Raw genomic sequence first — 22,648 nt, forward strand, 5'->3', positions numbered from 1 at the left:
GCACCCGCCCCGCCGCCGCAGCCTCAGCGGATCTCGATCAGCAGATCCCCCGGCGCGACCTGGGTGACCTGCCCGATCGCCAGGCGGGCGACCTTGCCCGCGACCGGTGCGGTGATCGCCGCCTCCATCTTCATCGCCTCGATGGTGCCGATCGTCGCACCGACCGCCACCTCGTCGCCGACGTCCACCGACAGCGACACCACACCGGCGAACGGTGCACCCACGTGGTGCGGATCGGACCGGTCCGCCTTCTCCGCCGACGCAACCGCCGAGTCGATGGCGTGGTCGCGCACCGCGATCGGGCGCAACTGGCCGTTCAGGACGCACATGACGGTCCGCATGCCCTGCTCGTCCGGCTCACTGATCGCTTCGAGTCCGATGAGCAGTTCGACGCCGGGTTCGAGTTCGACGCGGTGTTCCTCGCCGTAACGCAGGCCGTAGAAGAACTGGTTGGCCGACAGCGTCGAGGTGTTGCCGTATGCCTCGTAGTGCTCCTCGAATTCGCGTGCGGGGCCGGGGAACAGCAAGTGGTTGAGCCGGACCTGACGGTCGCGTCCCGGCTTGTCGAGGATGGCCTCGTCGTCCGCGGAGAGTTCGGTGACCTCGGGCGCCGGCGCCCGGCCCTGCAGCGCCAGGGTGCGCAGCGGCTCGGGCCAGCCACCGGGCGGATCACCCAGTTCGCCGCGCAGGAAGCCGATGACCGAATCCGGGATGTCGTACGACGCCGGGTCGGCCGCGAAGTCCGAGGCGGTGATACCGCGACCGACCAGGGCGAGCGCGAGATCGCCGACGACCTTCGACGACGGGGTCACCTTGACCAGCCGGCCCAGCATCGAATCGGCTGCGGCATAGGCCTGCTCGACCGCCTCGAAGCGGTTGCCCAGGCCGAGTGAGATGGCCTGCTGGCGCAGGTTCGACAGCTGCCCGCCGGGGATCTCGTGCGAGTAGACGCGGCCGGTCGGCGCCGGGAGGCCGGACTCGAACGGCGAGTACACCTTTCGCAGTGCCTCCCAGTACGGCTCGAGATCGCACACCCGCGCGAGGTCGAGACCGCTGTCCCGCTCGGTGTGGGCGGTCGCGGCGACGATCGCCGACAGCGGCGGCTGGCTCGTGGTCCCGGCCAGCGCGGCACTCGCACCGTCGACGGCGTCGGCACCCGCCTGCCACGCGGCCATGTAGGTCGCGAGCTGCCCACCGGGGGTGTCGTGGGTGTGCACGTGGATCGGCAGGTCGAACTCGCGTCGCAACGCGGTCACCAGGGTGGTCGCGGCGGGAGCACGGAGCAGACCAGCCATGTCCTTGATCGCCAGGACGTGGGCGCCCGCCGCCACGATCTGCTCGGCCAGGCGCAGGTAGTAGTCGAGCGTGTACAGGTCCTCGGCCGGGTCGGACAGGTCGCCGGTGTAGCTCATCGCGACTTCGGCGACCGCCGTACCGGTCTCGCGGACCGCATCGATCGCGGGTCGCATGGCGTCGATGTTGTTGAGCGCGTCGAAGATGCGGAAGATGTCGATGCCGACGTCGGTCGCCTCGGAGACGAACGCGGTCGTCACCTTGGTGGGGTATGGGGTGTATCCGACGGTGTTGGCCCCGCGGAGCAGCATCTGCAGGCAGATGTTGGGGATGGCTTCCCGCAACTGGGCCAGCCGATCCCAGGGGTCTTCCTTCAGGAAGCGAAGTGCCACATCGTAGGTCGCACCGCCCCAGCATTCGACCGAGAGCAGTTCGGGGGTCAGTGCCGCCACGTACGGTGCGACGTTGAGCAGCCCGTTGGTGCGCACGCGCGTCGCGAGCAGCGATTGGTGTGCGTCGCGGAACGTCGTGTCGGTGATGCCCAGGCGCGGGTTCTCCCGCAGGTCGCGCGCGAAGCCCTCGGGGCCGAGTTCCAGCAGTCGCTGCCGCGAGCCGTTCGCGGGCGAAGCCAGCACCGAGCGCTCGACGGTGGGCAGCTTGTCGCGCGGGTACACCGTGGTGGGCCGCTCGCCGTGCGGCTTGTTCACCGTGACGTCGGCCAGGTACGAGAGGATCTTGGTACCGCGGTCGGCCGACGAGCGCGACGTCAGCAGCTCGGGACGCTCGTCGATGAACGAGGTGGTGACGCGTCCCGCGCGGAAGTCCGGGTCGTCGAGGACCGCCTGCAGGAACGGGATGTTCGTCGCGACGCCGCGGATGCGGAACTCGGCGACCGCGCGCCGCGCCCGACGCATCGCGGTCGGGAAATCCCTACCGCGACAGGTGAGTTTGACCAGCATCGAGTCGAAGTGACCACTGACCTCGGCACCCAGGGTGGCGCCGCCGTCCAGCCGCACCCCCGCGCCGCCCGGGCTGCGGTACGCGGTGATGCGCCCGACGTCGGGCCGGAACCCGTTCGCCGGGTCCTCGGTGGTGATGCGGCACTGCAGGGCGGCTCCGCGGATGCGGATCACGTCCTGACTCAGGCCGAGGTCCGCGAGCGACTCGCCCGCGGCGATCCGCAGCTGCGAACTCACGAGGTCGACGTCGGTGATCTCCTCGGTGACGGTGTGTTCGACCTGGATGCGCGGGTTCATCTCGATGAACACGTGCCGACCCTGCTCGTCGAGGAGGAACTCGACGGTGCCCGCACAGGAGTAACCGATGTGGCGCGCGAAGGCGACGGCATCGGCGCAGATCCTCTCGCGCAACTCGTCGGAGAGATTCGGGGCGGGAGCCAGCTCGATCACCTTCTGGTGCCGGCGCTGGAGGCTGCAGTCGCGCTCGTAGAGATGGATGACGTTGCCGTGGGTGTCGGCGAGGATCTGGACCTCGATGTGGCGCGGGTTGACCACCGCCTGCTCGAGGAACACCGTCGCATCGCCGAACGCGGCCTCGGCCTCGCGCGACGCGGCGGCGATGGCCTCGGCGAGATCGGCACGCTCGTCGACGCGGCGCATCCCGCGCCCGCCGCCACCCGCGACCGCCTTCACGAACACCGGGAACTGCATGTCCTGCGCCGCGGCGAGCAGTTCGTCGAGATCCGACGACGGCTCCGAGCTCGCGAGAACGGGGATGCCCGCCGCCTTCGCCGCGGCCACCGCGGTCGCCTTGTTGCCCGTCATCTCCAGGATGTCGGCGCTCGGGCCCACGAAGGTGATGCCCGCCTCCGCGCACGCCGCGGCCAGACCCTGGTTCTCCGACAGGAATCCGTAACCGGGGTAGATCGCGTCGGCACCACAGCGAACCGCTGCGCTGACGACCTCGTCGACCGACAGGTAGGCCCGCACCGGATGTCCCGGCACCCCGATCTGATAGGACTCGTCGGCCTTCAACCGGTGCACGGAGTTGCGATCCTCGTACGGGAAGATCGCGACTGTGCGCGCCCCCAGTTCGTAGGCGGCGCGGAATGCGCGGATGGCGATCTCGCCGCGGTTGGCGACCAGAACCTTGTCGAACATCGTGGTGTTCTCTTTCTCTCACGCCTGCGCCGGTCCGGCGCGTGCTCAGCGACTCGCACAATCGCGGTGGAGATCGCGCGAACAAACCCCCCGACGGACACGGTTCGACGCAGGTGCCCCCGACGACGCCGACCCGTTTTCCACGGGCAGTTCACGTCGTGATCCTACTCACCGAGACCGGCCGACCGGCCACCCCCTCACACTGTCTTCGACGCCTTCGGAAAGGGCGCGCGCCACCGCATTCCGGATCGTCCGAAACGTTCCGACGCAGGGGTGCGGCGACCCCGTCACCGGGGGCGAAAACAATTGCCGCGCAATGTACGTGGCACTCATTGCGACAGTGTTGAGAAATACTCTCCAGTGCCGTTCGGCAATGAGAGATCCGGTGCCGCGGTAATTCGGGAATGCCGATCGAGCGCTCCGTCGGAATGCCGATCGATCGTTCCGTCCCGAGCATGCTTTGGCCGCGACCGGCGGTCGGGATTAGCGTCGTTCCGACCACTCGACAGGAAGGCGCGCTCGTGGGCTTCACCCGTTACGTCGCATTGGGCGATTCGTTCACCGAAGGCGTCGGCGATCCGGATCCGACCCGACCCAACGGTGTGCGGGATGGGCCGACCGCGTCGCCGAACGGCTCGCCGCATCAGCAGACGGCGGGGAGTTCACGTATGCCAACCTCGCCATCCGCGGCCGGCTGCTCGACCAGGTGATCGCCGAACAGGTGGGCCCGGCCATCGAACTCGACCCCGACCTCGTCACCATCTACGCCGGCGGAAACGACCTCATGCGTCCGTCCCTCGACGTCGACGCGATGATCGCGCGCTACGACCGAGCACTCGGCGACCTCGCCGCGACCGGCGCCACCGTCGTCGTCTTCACCGCCTACGACACCGGATGGGCTCCGGTCTTCCGGATGCTTCGCGGGCGCGTCGCGATCTACAACGAACTCGTCCGCGCCGTGGCCGAGCATCACGGCGCACTGATCTGCGATTTCTGGCGGATGCCGGGGTATGACGACTACCGCATGTGGGACAACGACCGCCTGCACATGTCGCCGCTCGGACACGCACACATGTCCGGCCGGGTCCTCGACCTGCTCGGGGTCGACCACGATCTCACGCCGGCGACCCTCGCCGCCGCCGCGGTCGCGACCCGGCGGGAGCAACGACGCCAGAATGCGGAATGGGCGCGGACCTTCCTCGGGCCATGGGTGATGCGCCGTATCCGCGGCGTCTCGTCGGGCGACGGACTCACCCCGCGATGGCCGCACCCCGTCGGCGCCGCCGAGCTCGGGTAGTCCGCTCGCCTGGCCGGTCCGGCCCGCTCCGGCGGACGCGAACGTTTGCGTCGGTGACCCGCGCGATATCCTGATCGTTCGGAGGTGTGAACAATCGATGATCGGAACCAGCGGGATGACGGCGTGACCAGCCGCACCGACGCCGACGGAACAACGGACAGTACCCCGGATCTCCCGCCCCCCGATCACGCCGCCGAGAAACCCCACCCCCGACTGGCGGTCGCGGTGCTCTGCCTCGCCGGGATCGTCGTGGCGCTGATGCAGACCATCATCGTCCCGCTGATCCCCCAACTCCCCGCGCTGTTGCACGCCGACGCCTCCGACACCACGTGGGCGATCACCATCACCCTGCTGCTCGGGGCGGTCGCGACACCGATCGGCGGGCGGATCGGCGACATGTACGGCAAACGCCTCGCCATCCTGGTCAGTCTCGGGTTCGTCGCCGTCGGATCCGTCGCGTGTGCCGTCGCGACATCCCTCCCGCTGTTCATCATCGGCCGCGGGCTGCAGGGTCTCGGCTTCGGCATCGTCGCGCTCGGGATCAGCGTGATGCGCGACATCGTCCCGCCCCGCCACCTCGGCTCGTCGGTGGGAACCATGAGCGCCTCGCTCGGTATCGGCGGTGCACTCGGCCTACCGGTCGCCGCCCTCATCGCCCAACACGTGAGCTGGCACGCCCTGTTCTGGTCGTGTGCGGGCGCCGCCACCCTGGCCGGTGTCGGTGTGGCCCTCACGGTGCGCTCGACCGCCAAGCCCTCCGGTGGCCGGTTCGACGCCCTCGGCGCGCTCGGCCTGACCGTGCTGCTCGTCTGCTTGCTGCTGCCGCTGTCGAAGGGCGCCGAGTGGGGCTGGTCCCACCCACTCACGCTCGGCCTGTTCGCCGGCTTCGTGGTGTCCACGAGCGTGTGGGTTTTCGTCGAGCTCCGTCGCGCCAGTCCGCTGATCGATCTCCGCATCCTGGCCAAGCGCCCCCTGCTGCTGACGAATCTGGCCTCGATCGCCACCGGGTTCGCCTTCTACGCCATGCAACTCATCCCGATCCAGCTGCTGATGGCCCCGACGAACAGCCCGGACGGCTTCGGGTACGACATGGTCCACGCGAGTCTGATCCTCGCGCCCAGCGGACTGGTCATGTTCATGTTCTCGCACATCAGCGGCCGCATCAACGCCGTCTTCGGCGCGCGGATCTCGCTCGCCCTGGGCGCGGTCATCATCGGCATCGGCTACGTGATCTTCATCGTCGGGATCGCCGGCCCATGGGATCTGACGTGGATTCACATGCTCGTGATCGCCTGCTGCATCGGCGCGGGCCTCGGCATCGCCTACTCCGCGATGCCGGCCCTGATCATGCAATCGGTCAGTGTGGAGCAGACCGGTGAGTCCAATGGTGTCAACGCACTCATGCGGATCGTCGGGACCTCGACCGCCGCCGCGGCGGTCGGCATGCTGCTCACCTGGTCGATGATCTCGGTTCCCGTCGCCGACGGGACCTCGATCGGGGTCCCGACCGCCGAGGGGTATCTGTGGGCCTCCGGCATCGCCCTCGTGATGAGCGTGATCGCCGCGGTGGTCGCCTTCGCGATTCCTGCGCACGGACGCAGCACCGAAACCCCGGTCTGACGCGACGACGAGGACTCGGAACCGGCCCGCCGGCCACGAGATGCGGACCGCACCGGATGCACGTAGCGTGACGCCGTGCTTCTTTCGACGTCGATCTCTGCGATCCGCTCCGGCGGGCGCATCGGCCTCGTACGGTGGGAGCCACTCACCGCTGCACCCCGCCTCCTCGACAAGGCACGCTGATGGACCTCACCGCCGTCTCCCACTACCGGTTCGCGCGCGTCCGCGACGAGGCGTTCCCCGGTCCCGGTGAACAGATCGTCGCCGGTGGCACGTGGGTGTTCTCCGAGCCACAGCCGGCGACCACCGGACTGGTCGACCTGAGCGAGATGGATTGGGCACCTGTCGAAAACCTGCCCGGAGGCGGCCTCCGGATCGCGGCCACCTGCACGATCGCCGAGCTCGCCGCGATCCCGCCGCGCCCCGGCTTCGAGGCCCAACCCATGTTCGCGCAGTGCGCGAACGCGCTGCTGGCGTCGTTCAAGATCTGGAACATGGCCACGGTCGGCGGCAACATCTGCCGGTCATTCGCCGCGGCGTCGATGGTCTCCCTCGCGGTCGGACTCGATGCGACCGCGCACGTGTGGACACCCGACGGCACCGACCGCGACCTGCCCGTCGCCGAGCTGGTCATCGGGAACGGGATCAATCTGCTCGGACCGGGAGAAGTACTGCGCGCCATCGATTTCCCTGGTCATGCGTTGCGTGCGCGGACCGCGGTGCGCAAGATCGCCCTCGCCGAACTCGGCCGCTCGGGGGCCGTGGTGACCGGCCGGGTCGACGACGACGGCGCCGCCACCTTCGGGATCACCGCAGCCACCGAATGGCCGACGGTCCTGCGCTACCCCGTGGTGCCGACCCGCGACGCGCTCCACGACGACATCGTCGCGGCCAGCGGCTATTACACCGATCCGCTGGGCTCGGCCGACTGGCGCCGCGGGGTCTCGGCCGTCCTGGGCGAGGAGATCCGAGCGGAACTGGCCCGGCGGACGCCGGTGACCGACGAGGGATTCGGAGCCGACGGATGAGGTTCGAGGTCAACGGCGAGCAACTCGACGCCGAACCCGCCGCGGGACAATGCCTGCGAATGTTGTTGCGCGAGCACGCCCATTACGAGGTCAAGAAGGGTTGCGACGCCGGGGACTGCGGGGCGTGCTCGGTGCTCGTCGACGGAGAACCCGTGCACTCCTGCATCTTTCCCGCTCATCGCGCCGCCGGGAAGTCGGTCACGACGGTCTCCGGCCTCGGTACCCCGGACGACCTGCACCCCGTCCAGCAGTCGTTCGTCGACAACTTCGGGTTCCAGTGCGGGTTCTGCACCGCCGGGATGATCGTGACGGCCTCCACCGTCACCGCCGACCATCTTCCCGACCTGCCGCGCCGGATGAAGGGAAACCTGTGCCGCTGCACCGGCTATCGCTCCATCTGGGATGCGATCACCGCGGCCGTCGCGCCCGTCGACGCCCCGACCGCGGCGCCTCCGGCCACCGGACCACGCCCCCTCGTCGGCAGTTCGGTCAACCCGATCGCGGCTCGACGGGTGGTGACCGGCACCGAGCCGTACACCTTCGACGTCCCGACGCCCGGGACGTTGCACATCCACGTGCTCGGGTCGCCGCACGCACACGCACGGATCACCGCCATCGACACCACCGACGCGGCCGCGCTCCCGGGCGTCGAACTGATCCTCACCCACGAGAACGTCTCGACCGCCAGGTTTTCCACGGGTCGGCACGAGAATCGCCTCGAGGACCCGGATGACACACTCGTCTTCGACCCGGTCGTGCGGTTCGTCGGCCAACGGGTCGCGGCGGTGGTGGCGTCGTCCCCGGCCGTCGCCGACCAGGCGCTGGCGCTCATCGACGTCACCTACGAGGTGCTCCCGGCGGTGTTCGACCCGGAGGAGGCCCGAACTCCCGGGGCGCCGCTGCTCCACCCCGATCGCACGCCCGCCGACCGGGTCGCCGAGGCCGACCGCAACGTCGTCGCCACCTTCCACGAGGGTTTCGGCGGCGACATCGACGACGCCCTCGCCGCGTCGTCGGCAACCGTGCACGGAACCTGGTCCAGCGGACGGGTTTCGCACGCCCAGCTCGAGACACACGGCTCGATCGGGTGGCTCGACGAGCACGGACGCCTCGTCATCCGGACCAGTACGCAGGTCCCGTTCCTCGTCCGCAACGAGCTCGCGCTCCTCGTCGACCTGCCACCCGAGCGCATCCGGGTCTTCAGCGCCCGCGTGGGCGGCGGGTTCGGCGGCAAACAGGAGATGCTGACCGAGGACCTCGTCGCCCTCGCCGTACTCCGCACGGGCAAACCCTGCGCCTACGAGATGACGCGCACCGACGAGCTGACCCGAACCACCTACCGGCATCCGATGCGGGTCACCGTCGACGTCGGCGCCGACGAGGACGGCCGGCTGACGGGCCTGCGGGTGAACCTGTTGTCGGACACCGGCGCCTACGGCAACCACGCGATCGGCGTGATGTTCCACGCCTGCGCCGAATCGGTGTCGGTGTACAACTGCCCGGTCAAGCGGCTCGACGCCGAGGTCGTCTACACCAACAACCCGCCCTCGGGCGCGTTCCGCGGTTACGGCCTCGGCCAGGTGGTCTTCGCCGTGGAGAGCGCCATGGACGAACTCGCGATCGAACTCGGCATCGACCCGTTCGAGTTCCGGCGTCGCAACGCCGTCGCCGACGGCGACCCACTCCTCATCGCACGCGCCGAGCCCGAGGTCGACCTGGTCTACGGCAGCTACGGACTGGACCAGTGTCTCGACCTCGCCGAGCGGGCGATGCGCAGCGGCAACGGGGTCGAGGCACCGCCGGGCGAACGATGGCGCGTGGGTGAGGGCATGGCCATCGCCGCGATCGCCACCATGGCCCCGCGCGGGCACTTCGCCGACGTCACCGTCGCGGTCGACGCCGCGGGCACCTACCACGTGGGGGTCGGGACCGCCGAGTTCGGCAACGGCACCACCACCGTGCACGCCCAGATCGTCGCCACCGCCCTGTCGACCGGGCTGGATCGCGTCTCGCTGTGGCACGGCGACACCGATGCCGTCACCCACGACACCGGGGCCTTCGCCTCGGCCGGCACGACGGTCGCCGGAAAGGCCGTGTACTCGGCCTGTCTCGCGCTGCGCGACGCCCTCGTCGACGCTGCGGCGCGCCTCACCGGCTCCGAACCCACAGCGATCGGACTCGTCGCCGACGGCGCACTCGTCGACGGCCGGGTCGTCGGGTTCGCCGACCTCATCGGTGCCGTCGATCCGTCGAACCGGGTCGACCACCCGGGCGGCCCGCGCGCCGTCGCCGCGGGCGCCGAACGCGGTGAGATGAGATCCATCGCGTTCAACGTGCAGGCGTTCCGCGTCGCGGTCGACACCGAGACCGGCACCGTACGCATCCTGCAATCGGTCCATGCGGCCGACGCCGGCACCGTGATGAACCCCGAGCAGTGCCGGGGACAGGTCGAAGGCGGTGTCGCACAAGGAATCGGGACCGCCCTGTACGAGGAGATCATGATCGACGACCACGGGCGGCCACTGACGAACGTCTTCCGGGTCTACCGCGTGCCGCAGATGGCCGACGTCCCCGTCACCGAGGTCTATTTCGCCGACACCAGCGACGAGCTGGGTCCGTTCGGCGCCAAGTCGATGAGCGAGTCACCGTACAACCCGGTTGCGCCGGCACTCGCCAACGCGATCCGACGGGCGCTGGGCGTCAGGCCTTGTGAGACGCCGATGTCGCGAGACCGGATCTGGCGGCTCACCCGGTCGGAGTGAACTCGATTCGTTAGCACCGCGAACACTCTGCGCGACAACCACATCGGGCCGCGGCGCGGTGGTCACAAATCTGCGCCCACTCTCGCCCATCGCTTGCGGCGGCGGAACTTCGGGCGGAAACTCCTGCTTGTCACAGTTGTCCAGAGAAGGGCGTCGCCATGACTCACACCGCACCCACCAACGAGAACCACGGTCCATCCGTCAAGCAGGGCATCGCCGCGGGGACATCCGTCGGCGCCGCGATCATCCTGACCGTCCTCGGTGTCATCCAGCTCGCCCAGGGTATTGCCGCCGTCGCCGAGGACGAGGTCTTCGTCCGCGGCCTCGAGTACGTCTACAAGCTCGACTTCACCACCTGGGGTTGGATTCACATCGCCCTCGGCGTCGTGATGGTCATCGTCGGTATCGCACTCATGAACGGCGCGACCTGGGCGCGGTTCACCGCGATCGTGATCGCGGGCCTGTCGATCATCGCCAACTTCCTGTGGTTGCCCTACTACCCGTGGTGGTCGATCCTGATCATCGCCCTCGACATCGTGGTCATCTGGGCCGTGTCCACCTGGCACCCCAAGGCCGAGTACCGGTAGGGGGCCCGGGCGACCAGGCGGGGTCGAGATGACCACGGACACCAACGGGCACGACGTCGAGCGCAGCGTCGGCATCACCGATGCCGAACGCACCGAACTCGAACGACTCAGAGCCGAAGTCGCACAGTTACGCCAGGAGACCGGGAGCGGGCCTCCGTCCGGTGCCGCGACGTCGATACAGCGGCACCGGTGGCGCTGGTTCGCGGTCGCGCTCCTGTGCGTGCTCGTCGCGGTGCTCGCCATCACCTCGGTGACCTCGCGGTTCGTCCGCGGCGAGATCCTCGACACCGATCGCTACGTCAGCACCGTCGCGCCGCTCGCCTCGGACCCCGCTGTCCAAGCGGAGATCTCGAACACGATCACCGACGAGATCTTCAGTCGCATCGACGTCGAGGCGCTCACCGCGTCCGCGCTGACCACCCTGACCGACGCGGTTCCGGCCACCGAGAACGCACCGCGCGTCGATCGTGCGGTCGAGGGCCTCGCCCCGGTGCTGGCCGGCCAGGCACGCGGATTCGTCCAGCAGACCGTGTCGTCATTCGTCGCCAGCGATCAGTTCGAAACGCTGTGGTTGCAGGCGAATCGGGCCGCACACACGGCCCTGGTCGCGGTGGTGACGGGCGATGTCGGGCCGTCGTCGGTGACCGTGGACGACTCCGGCACGGTGAGCATCTCGCTGGGCACCGTGATCGACAACGTCAAGGTACGCCTGCTCGACCGCGGATTCACCTTCGCCGAGAAGATCCCCGCTGTCGACAAGCAGTTCGTCCTCTTCCGCTCGCCCGAACTCGTTCGGGCCCAACGCGCCGTCTCGGCGCTCGACACCGCCGCCGACGTCCTGCCGTGGCTGACGATCGCGCTCGCGTTCGCCGCGGTCGCGGTCGCACCCCGCGGCCGGCGCATGCGGGCTCTGTCACTCGCGGGGCTCTCGCTGGTCCTCGCGATGCTCGTCCTGGCCATCGGCCTGCTGATCGGGCGAGCGCTCTACCTCGATGCGATGCCTCCCGACATCCTCTCCCCCGACGCCGCATCCGCCGCCATCGACACCGTGCTCGACCCGGTGCGTCTGGCCCTGCGTGCCGTGGCGGTCCTCGGCCTCGTGGTCGCCGTCGGGGCCTACCTGCTGGGCGGGTCGGCGTCGGCCGCGGCGGTGCGACGCGGGTTCGGCCAAGGCCTCGACTCGGTGCAACGGATGCGGCGGTCACGACCGCCGAACGCGTTCGAGGAGAGCCTGTTCCGTGCACGGATCGCGTTGCGCAGCGCGATCATCGGTATCGCAGCGCTGCTCCTCGTGTTCTGGAGTTATCCGACCGGGCTGGTGGTGCTGCTCATCGCCGTCTTCGGGCTCCTCGCCCTGCTGATCCTCGAACTCGTCATCAGGCCGGCGAAGACCTGGGCCGAGAGTGGGGCGACGCCGGATGAGGAGAAGCCGTCGGGCGACGCGGCGCCGGTCGTCGAGACCGTATGAGCCAGGCGTCGGTCGCCGCCGAGGTCGCGCCGCCCACCACTCGCAGGTGGTGGGCGCGCGCGGCCATGGCCCTGGCCGTGGCCGCGATCCTGCTCCCGGTGGCCGCCGCGGGGATCCTCGGCCTTCTCGGTCTGCTGATCATCTGCGTCGGCTGCGTCATGGTCATCGTCGTCGCGCTGTACTGGTTCCTGATCAGCCGGGGCGTCCTACGGGTGGTCGCGGCCGTTCTCGCCGTCGCCCCCGTCCCCCTGCTCGTGGTGTTCCTCATCCGCGAGCGACAGCTGTGGGTCGTGATCGTCGCCGCGCTGCTGGCCGGCGCAGCGGTGGGGTGCGGCCGGCGCGCGCTCCGACCGTCCCGCATCGACTCGCTGATGCCCGAGCACGCGGCCCCGGATGTCCACCGTCCGTTCATCATCATGAATCCACGTTCCGGTGGCGGGAAGGTCGTCCGGTTCGACCTGCAGCGTCAGGCCGAGTCCCTGGGCGCCGAAGTCGCGTTGCTCGACGGGCCGGTGGAGATCGACGTGGTGCAGCTGGCGCGAGACGCCGTGGCCCGCGGAGCCGACCTGCTCGGGGTCGCGGGCGGTGACGGCACCCAGGCGCTCGTCGCGGGCGTGGCCGCCGAATCCGGCGTCCCCTTCCTGGTCGTCAGCGCCGGCACCCGAAACCATTTCGCGCTCGATCTCGGACTCGACCGTCAGAATCCCGCCCGGTGTCTCGACGCTTTACGGGACGGCGTCGAGTTCCGCGTCGACCTCGGTCACATCAACGGCCGCCCCTTCGTCAACAACGCGTCGTTCGGGATCTACGCCGAAGTCGTCCAGAGCCCGCAATACCGGGATGACAAGACGCGCACGGTGTTACGCATGCTCCCCGACCTGCTGGGCAGAGGCTCGACGTCTGGTCTGCGCGCTGTCATCGGGAACGAGTCGGTTGCCGACCCCCAGGCGATCCTGGTCAGCAACGGCCCGTATGCCACCAACGACGTGGCCGGGCTCGGTCGTCGCACCCGCATCGACGAGGGGCGCCTGGGCGTCGTCACCGTCTCGGTGTCCGACACCCGGCAGGCCGTCGGACTCCTGCGGCGTACGCACGATCAGGGGCTCGTCCAGCGGACCGCCACCGAGGTGACCGTCGACGCCGACGCCGAGGTCATCCCCGTCGGGGTCGATGGCGAGTCGCTCCAGCTCACGACGCCGGTGCGGTGCACGATCACGCCCGGTGCGCTGCGCGTCCGCGTGCCACGGCACCGACCCGAGACCCGGATCGCGCCACCGCAACTGGACTGGCTCCAGCTGTGGTACCTGGCGTGGCGTCCCCACCGCGCCGCCTGACCACAGCTGGAGCGTGTACCTCAGCCGCGAAGCAGCCCCTTGGCGACGTGGGTCACCTGGATCTCGTTGCTCCCCGCGTAGATCATGAGCGACTTGGCATCGCGCGCAAGCTGTTCCACGCGGTACTCGGCCATGTAACCGTTGCCGCCGAACAGCTGCACCGCCTCCATGGCGACGTCGGTGGCCGCCTTCGACGAGTAGAGCTTCATCGCCGACGCCTCGGACAGGCTGAGCGGTTTACCCGCCTTGCCGCGTTCGATGGCGCTGAAGAGCATGTTCTGGACATTGATCCGCGCCACCTCCATCTCGGCCAGCTTCAGCTGGATGAGCTGGAACTGGGCGATCTCCTGACCCCACAGCTTGCGGTTCTTCGCGTAATCGATCGACAGCCGTTGCGCCTCGTTGATGATGCCCAGCGACAGGGCGGCGATCCCGACGCGCTCCGCGGTGAAACCGGCCTTGGCGCCCTCGGATCCACGCGAATCGGCGCCGGTGTCCTCGGTCTCACCGAGGAGACGGTCCTTGCCGACGCGGACGCTGTCGAAGAAGAGCTCACCGGTCGGCGAACTCATCATGCCCATCTTCTTGAACGGCTTGCCCTGGGTGAGCCCCGGCATACCCTTGTCCAGCACGAACGACAGCACCTTGCGGTCGCGCATCGGCGTTCCGCTGCCGTCGTCGAGCTTGGCGAACACGACGATGGTGTCGGCGTAGGGGCCATTCGTGATGAAGGTCTTCTGCCCGTTCAGGATGTAGTCGTCACCGTCACGACGAACCGTGGTCTTCATGCCGCCGAGCGCATCCGACCCGGAGTCGGGTTCGGTGATCGCCCAGGCGCCGACCTTCTCCATGGTCACCAGCTCGGGCAGCCACCGCTTCTTCTGCGCCAGCGTGCCCTTGCCGCGGATGGTCGAGGCGGTCAACCCCATGCTCACACCCAGCGACGCGACGAGGCCCAGACACACACCCGCGAGTTCGATGTTGACCATCATGAACATCGAGCCACCCATGCCGCCGCCGTCGCCGGAGGACTTCTTCTTCTCCCCCTTGGCTTCTGCCTCGAGTTCTTTCTCGAGCGCATCCTTGGCCATGGCATCGACACCGAAGCTCGACAACAGCTTGCGGGTGATGTCGTACGGCGGCAGGACGCCGGACTCGAGTTCGTCGAGATGGGGCCGGATCTCCTTGTCGATGAACGCCCGCAAGGCGTCCCGAACCATCAGATCTTCATCGGACCACTCGAACATCGTCACACTCCCAGACCGGTGTCCGCCCGGGGGCGAACATGTTTCAGTTTCGTCGTCCCCAACTGTGTCAGGAGTCACTGCCGATGTCTAGGTACGCCGTCGCGAATCTGTTCCTATCAGGTGTTCGCGCAGGTGTAGATGGTCGCGGGGCGGACCTCGTGGGCGAAGAACCGCTCTGCGTCCGGGCACAGCAGGGCTTGGGCAACCGGCATCGCCACCACCACACAACGGTCGGCGAGCCCGGAGTGCCCGACGCGCCAGGCGTGGACTCGGCCGACGAAATCCTCGACACTCTCACCCCCGTGTGGCCGGGCACCGGGATCGGCGAACCATGCGCCGAGATCGGCGGGATCGATCTCCTCCGGAGTCCGCCCGGCCCACGTTCCGACGTCCAGCGTTCGCAGGGCGTCGTCGACGAGGGCGTCGGAGGCACCCAGGAGTTCGGCGGTCTCCCGGGTCGCGATCTCCGGACCGCAACTGTCGATCGTGCGCGCGGAAGTCGCGGCCAGGCGGAGCACGTCCCGGCGGCCCCGCTCGTCCAGAACCGGATCACCGCCGAATCGCACCGACCGATTGGGGCCGGTGCGACCGGCGGTGATGATCTGCATGCGCGAAACGATCGCCGCCTCAGTGCTGGGCGGCGACCGCCGGGGCGCGGTCGGCGGTACGCGAGCGCGCCATCGCCCCCAGCAGCAGGGCGAACACCACGGTGAGAACCGTCCACAGGATCACCTGGTTGGCGATGGCGTAGACCCGGAAGTCCCCGATCACGTCACCGGGGAAGCCCGGGAACACGATCTGACCCGCGTCGTTGCGAACCGGCTCGGGGACCTCGCTGAAGGACGGCAGGAACGCGAGCACGATCGCGATGCCGGCCAGGTAGGCCGCGACAGCGGCGACGGCCGAGACGAATCCGCCGATCCGCGGACGCAGCCACAACGCCAGGACCACGGCCGCGATGGCCAGGATCACCGACGCCACACTGATGGTGAGGAAGGCTCCGGTCCTCTCGCCGATGGTGTCGTCGTCGCCGACGGCGGGCGGATTCGCCGGGTAGGCGAAGAACGGAACGGCGAACACGGCGACGAAACCGATCGCGCCGAGCACACCCGCGACCGCGCGCGGGTCGGTCGCCGGATGGCGACTGCCGAGATGACTCCAGAGCACCGTGAACGCCACCGCGAAGAACGCACCCATGCACACCGCGAACACGACGTTGCCGACACCGGCGCCGAGGTTCTCCTGCATGGCCCGCGTGAACAGCTCGCCGCCCTCACCGTGCGTGTGGCCACCCGGTTCGGCGGCGTGGGCCAGTGCCTCCTCGGCCTCCGAACGGGCGCCTTCGTAGTCGATGGCCTTGGCGACGACCGGTTCGAGGTAGAACCGGGCGAACACGAACGAGACGATTCCGGCGATCAGACCTGCGAGCAGGCCGGCGCCGATGAATTTCTTCTCCATATGTACTTGGCTTCCTGTGGGATACGGCCGGTCAGGCCGGCTCAGTGGCAGGGGAAGCCGAGGAAGTGGCGTGCGTCGTGCACGAACTCGTGGACGTGGGTGTCGGAGCCGAAGACGGACACGACGCCCTGGTCGTACCCGAGGAAGTAGTAGGCGAGACCCGCCAGGAGCACGGTCAGGCTGAGCCAGAGGGCTGCACTCGCGACCGACAGGTTCGGTACGGGCAGGGCACGGGCCGGGGCGGCCTGTACGGCTGCAACAGTGCGGGGAGCTGTCATGGTGGGGTCCTTTCGCCGATCTCGCGTCGGAGATGTCGTGGTGTAGCAGTCCGGAGGACTGCTACGCGCCGGCACGGCATCCTGACTCACGTCACCCCGTCACCATCGACCGCGTCGATATGTCGACACGTCGACCGCGTCGACATATCTACGGTGTCGATATGGGCAGCGTTCACAGTGGCGCGACCGTTCCGGACTCTCACCGGATTCCCCGCACAGGCGTGGGATGACTCTATACCGCGCTCTGTCGTACGCGTGAGACATAGTGGAGAGATGCCCCGCGCTTCGGTGCTCGACCGCTTCACCGCCCCCACCCGACGGTGGTTCTCCGGCGCCTTCACCGCTCCCACCGCCGCGCAGAAGGGTGCGTGGACGTCGATCGCCGACGGCTCGCACACCTTGGTCATCGCCCCCACCGGATCGGGCAAGACCCTCGCCGCGTTCCTGTGGGCCCTCGACCGCCTCGCCGCCGACCCGGACTCGCGGCCCGCCGGCACCAAGGTCCTCTACATCTCGCCGCTCAAGGCATTGGCCGTCGACGTCGAACGCAACCTGCGGGCCCCGCTGACCGGCATCACGCGGGCGGCTCAGGAGCTCAACCTGCCCGAACCGAACATCACCGTCGGCGTCCGGTCCGGTGACACCTCCGCCGCGGACCGCCGCGCACTGGTCAAGACACCGCCCGACATCCTGATCACGACGCCGGAGTCGCTGTATCTGATGCTCACGTCGGCCGCGCGAGAGAGCCTCACCGGCGTCCAGGCCGTCATCGTCGACGAGGTGCACGCGGTCGCCGCCACCAAGCGCGGTACGCACCTCGCGCTGACCCTCGAACGACTCGACGAGCTGCTCGAGAAGCCCGCGCAGCGGATCGGGTTGTCGGCGACCGTCCGGCCGCCGGAGGTGGTGGCGGGGTTCCTGTCCGGCGCCGCGCCGTGTCAGGTGGTCAAGCCCAAGGCCGACAAGACGTTCGACCTCCGCGTCGATGTTCCGGTCGAGGACATGGCCAACATCCCACCCCCGGTGTCCGATGCCGACCCCGCCGCACTCGACGACGCGTTCTCCCCGACCGCCGGGTCGCTGTGGCCGTACGTCGAGGCCTCGATCGTCGACCAGATCGAGGCCAACCGGGCGACGATCGTGTTCGCCAACTCCCGGCGCCTCGCCGAGAAACTCACCGCCCGGCTCAACGAGATCCACGCCGAACGCCACGGGCAGCCGGCCGAACCGACCGGCAATCCGTCGGTCGCCGGCGGCGCCCCCGCGTTCGTCATGGGCAGCGGCGCGAGCTCGGGCGCCGAACCCGTCCTGGCCCGCGCGCATCACGGCTCGGTCAGCAAGGAGCAGCGCGCCCAGATCGAGGACGACCTGAAGGCCGGGCGCCTGTCCTGCGTCGTCGCGACCAGCTCCCTCGAACTCGGCATCGACATGGGCGCGGTCGACCTCGTGATCCAGGTGGAGTCCCCGCCGTCGGTGGCCAGCGGGCTGCAGCGCATCGGCCGCGCCGGCCACCAGGTCGGCGAGATCAGCCAGGGCATCCTGTACCCGAAGCACCGCACCGATCTCCTGCACTGCACCGTGACGGTGAGCCGCATGCTCGACGGGGCGATCGAGGAGATCAAGGTCCCGCAGAATCCCCTCGACATCCTCGCCCAGCAGACCATCGCGGCCGCCGCGGTCGACGACCTCGAGGTCGACCACTGGTACGAGGTGATTCGCCGCGCGGCGCCCTATCGCGAACTGGGCCGGGGCGTCTTCGACGCGACCCTCGACCTGATCGCGGGTCGTTTTCCGTCGGACGAGTTCGCCGAACTGCGCCCGCGGGTGAACTGGGACCGCGACGCCGGGGTGATCACCGGCCGGCGCGGAGCGCAGCGGCTCGCGGTCACCTCGGGCGGTTCCATCCCCGACCGCGGCCTCTTCGGTGTGTTCATGGTCGGCGAGAAGGCAACGCGCGTCGGCGAACTCGACGAGGAGATGGTCTACGAGTCGCGTGTCGGCGACGTCTTCGCACTCGGCGCGACCAGCTGGCGGATCGAGGACATCACCCACGACCGCGTCCTGGTCTCCCCCGCGTTCGGTCAGCCGGGCCGGTTGCCGTTCTGGATCGGCGACGCGATCGGACGCCCCGCCGAACTCGGCGCTGCGATCGGTGCGTTCACCGGTGCGATCGCCGACCCCGGCAAGCTCGACGACCATGCCGAACGCCTCGGCCTCACCGACAACGCCCGCACCAACCTCGAGACCCTCATCGCCGAGCAGCGGGAGTCGACCGGACACCTCCCCACCGACCGCACCCTGGTGGTCGAGCGGTTCCGTGACGAGCTCGGCGACTGGCGGGTGATCCTGCACTCCCCCTACGGTTTACGTGTCCACGCACCCTGGGCGAGCGCGATCTCGCAGCGCCTGCTGGAGACCCTGGGCATCGAGGGTGCCACCACGGCCTCCGACGACGGGATCATCCTGCGCATGCCCGACACCGACGACGCCCCGCCCGGTGCCGACGTGTTCCTCCTCGACCCGGACGAGGTCGAGCAGCTCGTGACCGACGGTCTCGCGGACTCGTCGATGTTCGCCTCCCGGTTCCGCGAATGCGCCGCTCGCGCACTGTTGTTGCCGCGACGCGACCCCGGACGGCGTGCCCCGCTGTGGCAGCAGCGCCAGCGCAGCGCCCAACTGCTGTCCGTCGCCTCCAAGTTCCCCGACTTCCCGATCGTGCTCGAGGCCGTCCGAGAGTGCCTGCAGGACGTCTACGACCTCCCCGCCCTCCTCGATCTGCTGACCCGCATCCGCACACGCCGCATCCGGGTCGTGGAGACCGAGACACAGAGCCCGTCACCGTTCGCCGCATCGTTGTTGTTCGGCTACGTCGGGGCGTTCATGTACGCCGACGACGCCCCGCTCGCCGAGCGCCGGGCGGCCGCGCTCTCTCTCGACACCAGCCTGCTGGCACAACTCCTCGGTCGCGTCGACCTCCGCGAACTCCTCGATCCGGCCGTCATCGCCGACGTGATCGCCCGTCTCCAACGCCTGTCTCCCGAACGCCAGGCCCGCGACGCCGAGGATGTCGTCGACCTGCTGCGGTGGCTGGGACCCCTCACCACCGAGGAGGTCGAGGCCCGGTACCGCGGCGACGAGCCGGCGACCGATGTCCTCGCCGAGTTGCACCGCAGCGGCCAGATCATCTCGGTGAACCACAACTCGCGCGCGCTGTGGGCCGCAATCGACGACACCGCGCGGTTGCGGGATGCGCTGGGAGTCCCTGCACCGCTGGGTATCCCGGCGGCCTTTCTCGAACCGGTCCCCGATCCGGTCGGGGACCTGATCGGCCGGTATGCCCGTACCCACGGGCCGTTCACCGTGCCCGAGGCCTCCGCGGCGCTGGGCATCGCGACCGGGGTCGTGCGCGACACCCTGAACCGCCTGGCCTCGGAACGACGCGTCGTCGAGGGCGATTTCCTGCCGGAGGGTGGCGACACCACTCCGCGGGAGGGCCAGTGGTGCCACACCGACGTGCTGGGGCAGATCCGACGCGGTTCCCTCGCGGCGAGCCGCGCCGAGGTCGCTCCGGTCGGCACCGACGTCCTCACCCGTTTCCTCCTCGACTGGCAGCACGCCTCGCCCGGGACCAGATTGCGCGGCGTGGACGGGGTCGCGACCGTCATCGACCAGCTCGCCGGATTCCCGCTCCCGGCGTCGGCATGGGAGTCACTGGTCCTGCCCGCGCGGGTCTCCGACTACGCGCCGCCGATGCTCGACGAACTGCTCAGCGCCGGCGAGGTGATCTGGTCGGGGCACGGCCGGATCGGCAACTCCGACGGGTGGGTCGCGCTGCATCCGGCCGACGTCGCCGTCCTCACGCTGCCCGACGCCAACGAGATCGACACGACCCCGGTGCACGACGGGGTCACGGCCGCACTCGAACCCGGCGGCGCACTGCGCTTCCCACAGATCGCCGCCGACATCAGCACCGGCACCACGACGCCTGCCGCCGACATCGAGACCGCTCTGTGGGACCTGGTGTGGGCGGGACAGGTCAGCAACGACAGCTTCGCGCCCGTCCGGGCCCTCCTGCAGCCACGACGAAACCCGTCCGCCCCTCGCTCGGCCCCGGCTCATCGCGCACGGGGGCGGGCGCCCCGCCTCCGCGCCGGTCGTCTGTCCGCCCGGTACCTGACCGAACACTCCACGTCACCGCCGGTGTCCCCGACCGCGAGCGGCCGCTGGTTCGCCCTCGACCATCCCTCGACCGAACCGACGATCGCCACCCAGGGCCTCTGCGACCAACTGCTCACCCGGTACGGCGTGATCACCCGCGGGAGCGTCGTCTCCGAAGAGGTCACCGGCGGATTCGCGCGGGTCTACAAGGCGCTCACCGTCTTCGAGGACAACGGACACGTCCGCCGCGGCTACTACGTCGACGGTCTCGGCGGGGCGCAGTTCGCCTCGCCCGCCACGGTCGACGAGCTGCGTCGGCATGCACTCCCCGATCGCAAACCGCCCCGCGAGGCGACAGTGCTGGCCGCGACCGACCCGGCCAACCCCTTCGGTGCGGCGTTGGACTGGCCCCCGTCCCGCGACACCGAGGCCGGACACCGCCCGGGTCGCAAACCGGGGGCGCTCGTGGTGCTCGTCGACGGCGAACTCGTGTGCTTCGTCGAGCGCGGTGGCAAGACGCTGCTCACGTTCAGCGATTCCATCCCGCGGCTGGAGTCGGCGGCCGGGGCGCTGGTCGCACTGGTTCGGCGCGGCCGGATCTCCCGCCTGACGATCGATCACATCGACTCGGAGCCGGTGCGCGCCACCGACTTCGGCAAGGTGCTCGTCGAAGCCGGGTTCTCGACGACCCCGCGCGGCATCCGGCTACGCTACGGTGATCATGCCTGAGGAGAGCGATGCCTGAGGGCGACACCGTCTTCGCCGCCGCGGCGCGTCTGCGGGCCGGTCTCGCCGGTCGCGTGCTCGAGTCGTCGGACTTCCGCATCCCGTCACTGGCGACCGCGGATCTCTCCGGACGGGAGGTGTCGGCGGTGCGCTCGGTGGGCAAACATCTGCTGATCGACGTCGCCGAGAGCAGCCCGGGAGCCGGCGACGCCGTCAGCATCCACTCGCACCTGAAGATGGAGGGGGCCTGGCACGTTCATCCTCGCGGGCAACGGTGGCGGCGGCCCGCCTATCAAGCGCGTGCGGTCCTGCGAACTGCCGACCACGAGGCCGTGGGTTTCGACCTGGGGGTCCTCGAACTCCTCGCCGACCCGGACGCGGCGCTCGCCTACCTCGGTCCCGACCTGCTCGCCGACGACTTCGATCGTGAGGAGGCGATCCGGCGACTCGCCGCGCACCCCGACGAGACCATCGGGTCGGCACTCCTCGATCAACGCCTGATCGCGGGGATCGGCAACGTCTTCCGCAGTGAGATCTGCTTCCTCCGCCGTGTCCTCCCCACCCGGCCGGTGGGCGAGGTGGATCTCGGCCCGGTGGTCGATCTCAGCCGGCGCCTCCTGTGGGCCAACCGGATGCGCTCGGCGCGCACCACCACGGGCAACACCTCACCCAACGCGCGGATGTGGGTGTACGGCCGTCACGGTCGGTTGTGCCGGCGCTGTGCGACCCCGGTGAAGCGCGGCGAACACGAATCCCCCGGCGGGGAGCGCTCGGTCTACTGGTGTCCCCGGTGTCAGATCTGAGGCGGCCGCGGCCCCCTCACACGGGGTAGCGCTCGGGCTCGGGCCCGAACTCGAAGCGGCGGGCCGTGATCGAGTCGACCGTGATCTCCACGTAGTGGTACTTCATCGTTGCGATCCAGGGTCGCAGCGGAAGCTGGTCGGCCGCCTCGATCTCGTGGAACGACACGAGGATCCGCGCCGTCCCCTTGGCGACCACGCTCCAGCCGTCGGCGTCGGTGTGTCCGTCGGTCTCGAACGCCACCCGCGAATTCACCGCCAGCTCCGACAATTTGGTGCCCTCGCCGGACCGCAGCAGGATGCGGCCGTCGATCGCGTGGAAGTTCACCGGGAAGATGTCGGGTTGACCGTCGACACTCAGGGCGAGCCTGCCGAAATCAGCGGCTCCCAACAGCTTCCAGGCCTCGTCGGGGGTGAGTACCCGAACCGATTCGTCGACCATGACCGTCTCCTTCTCCCCCACCCCGATCGT

The 22,648-nt window shown here is 69.4% G+C and carries 14 protein-coding genes, 1 pseudogene and 1 riboswitch; of the genes and pseudogenes, 9 read left to right on the plus strand and 6 right to left on the minus strand.

What is annotated here, in order from left to right; genetic code table 11:
• Positions 1-23: 23 nt before the first annotated feature.
• Positions 24-3,413 carry a pyruvate carboxylase gene (locus MHN80_RS06615; protein ID WP_239400429.1) on the minus strand — a complete coding sequence of 1,130 codons (3,390 nt, stop codon included), beginning with the start codon at positions 3,411-3,413 and terminating at the stop codon, positions 24-26.
• A gap of 521 nt (positions 3,414-3,934) precedes the next feature.
• On the opposite strand from MHN80_RS06615, the pseudogene MHN80_RS06620 reads away from it, so the two are divergent.
• The 7 genes and pseudogenes from MHN80_RS06620 (at position 3,935) to MHN80_RS06650 (ending at position 13,509) form a co-directional block, all read left to right on the plus strand.
• A pseudogene (locus MHN80_RS06620) lies at positions 3,935-4,710 on the plus strand (SGNH/GDSL hydrolase family protein).
• Positions 4,711-4,833: 123 nt separating this feature from the next.
• Positions 4,834-6,330, plus strand: a complete 1,497-nt coding sequence (locus MHN80_RS06625; RefSeq protein WP_239400431.1) for an MFS transporter — start codon at positions 4,834-4,836, stop codon at positions 6,328-6,330.
• Positions 6,331-6,512: 182 nt separating this feature from the next.
• Positions 6,513-7,358, plus strand: a complete 846-nt coding sequence (locus MHN80_RS06630; RefSeq protein WP_004021648.1) for an FAD binding domain-containing protein — start codon at positions 6,513-6,515, stop codon at positions 7,356-7,358.
• Complete coding sequence (locus MHN80_RS06635) at positions 7,355-10,120, plus strand: molybdopterin-dependent oxidoreductase (RefSeq protein ID WP_239400433.1); 2,766 nt, start codon at positions 7,355-7,357, stop codon at positions 10,118-10,120. Before MHN80_RS06630 ends, MHN80_RS06635 begins: the two co-directional genes overlap by 4 nt.
• 158 nt (positions 10,121-10,278) lie before the next feature.
• Complete coding sequence (locus tag MHN80_RS06640; RefSeq protein ID WP_101819065.1) at positions 10,279-10,707, plus strand: hypothetical protein; 429 nt, start codon at positions 10,279-10,281, stop codon at positions 10,705-10,707.
• 28 nt (positions 10,708-10,735) lie between these two features.
• Entirely contained in the window at positions 10,736-12,175 is a 1,440-nt protein-coding gene (locus MHN80_RS06645; RefSeq protein WP_239400434.1) for a hypothetical protein, read from the plus strand.
• Complete coding sequence (locus tag MHN80_RS06650) at positions 12,172-13,509, plus strand: diacylglycerol kinase family protein (RefSeq protein ID WP_239400435.1); 1,338 nt, start codon at positions 12,172-12,174, stop codon at positions 13,507-13,509. Before MHN80_RS06645 ends, MHN80_RS06650 begins: the two co-directional genes overlap by 4 nt.
• 20 nt (positions 13,510-13,529) lie before the next feature.
• Here MHN80_RS06650 and MHN80_RS06655 read toward each other — a convergent pair whose 3' ends face one another.
• The 4 genes from MHN80_RS06655 to MHN80_RS06670 all read right to left on the minus strand — a co-directional run bounded on the left by MHN80_RS06655 (position 13,530) and on the right by MHN80_RS06670 (position 16,492).
• Entirely contained in the window at positions 13,530-14,756 is a 1,227-nt protein-coding gene (locus MHN80_RS06655) for an acyl-CoA dehydrogenase family protein (protein ID WP_239400437.1), read from the minus strand.
• A 116-nt stretch (positions 14,757-14,872) separates the two neighbouring features.
• Complete coding sequence (locus tag MHN80_RS06660; protein WP_239400439.1) at positions 14,873-15,364, minus strand: histidine phosphatase family protein; 492 nt, start codon at positions 15,362-15,364, stop codon at positions 14,873-14,875.
• A 19-nt stretch (positions 15,365-15,383) separates the two neighbouring features.
• Entirely contained in the window at positions 15,384-16,214 is an 831-nt protein-coding gene (locus MHN80_RS06665; RefSeq protein WP_101819072.1) for a CbtA family protein, read from the minus strand.
• Positions 16,215-16,255: 41 nt separating this feature from the next.
• Positions 16,256-16,492: a CbtB-domain containing protein gene (locus tag MHN80_RS06670; protein WP_004021659.1), complete on the minus strand. Its 237-nt coding sequence runs from the start codon at positions 16,490-16,492 to the stop codon at positions 16,256-16,258.
• 75 nt (positions 16,493-16,567) lie between these two features.
• Positions 16,568-16,704, minus strand: a riboswitch (cobalamin riboswitch).
• A gap of 61 nt (positions 16,705-16,765) precedes the next feature.
• Here MHN80_RS06670 and MHN80_RS06675 point away from each other — a divergent pair.
• Together MHN80_RS06675 and MHN80_RS06680 are read left to right on the plus strand one after the other, a co-directional pair.
• Positions 16,766-21,379 (plus strand): ATP-dependent helicase, encoded by a 4,614-nt coding sequence (locus tag MHN80_RS06675; RefSeq protein ID WP_239400441.1) that lies wholly within the window; start codon positions 16,766-16,768, stop codon positions 21,377-21,379.
• An 8-nt stretch (positions 21,380-21,387) separates the two neighbouring features.
• Positions 21,388-22,179, plus strand: a complete 792-nt coding sequence (locus MHN80_RS06680; protein ID WP_239400443.1) for a DNA-formamidopyrimidine glycosylase family protein — start codon at positions 21,388-21,390, stop codon at positions 22,177-22,179.
• A 16-nt stretch (positions 22,180-22,195) separates the two neighbouring features.
• Here the strand turns inward: MHN80_RS06680 and MHN80_RS06685 are convergent, their stop codons facing one another.
• Positions 22,196-22,618: a pyridoxamine 5'-phosphate oxidase family protein gene (locus MHN80_RS06685; protein ID WP_239400445.1), complete on the minus strand. Its 423-nt coding sequence runs from the start codon at positions 22,616-22,618 to the stop codon at positions 22,196-22,198.
• Between the last annotated feature and the right edge of the window lie 30 nt (positions 22,619-22,648).

Source organism: Gordonia sp. McavH-238-E (genome assembly GCF_022348225.1).
In the GTDB taxonomy this organism is placed as follows: Bacteria; Actinomycetota; Actinomycetes; order Mycobacteriales; family Mycobacteriaceae; genus Gordonia; species Gordonia terrae.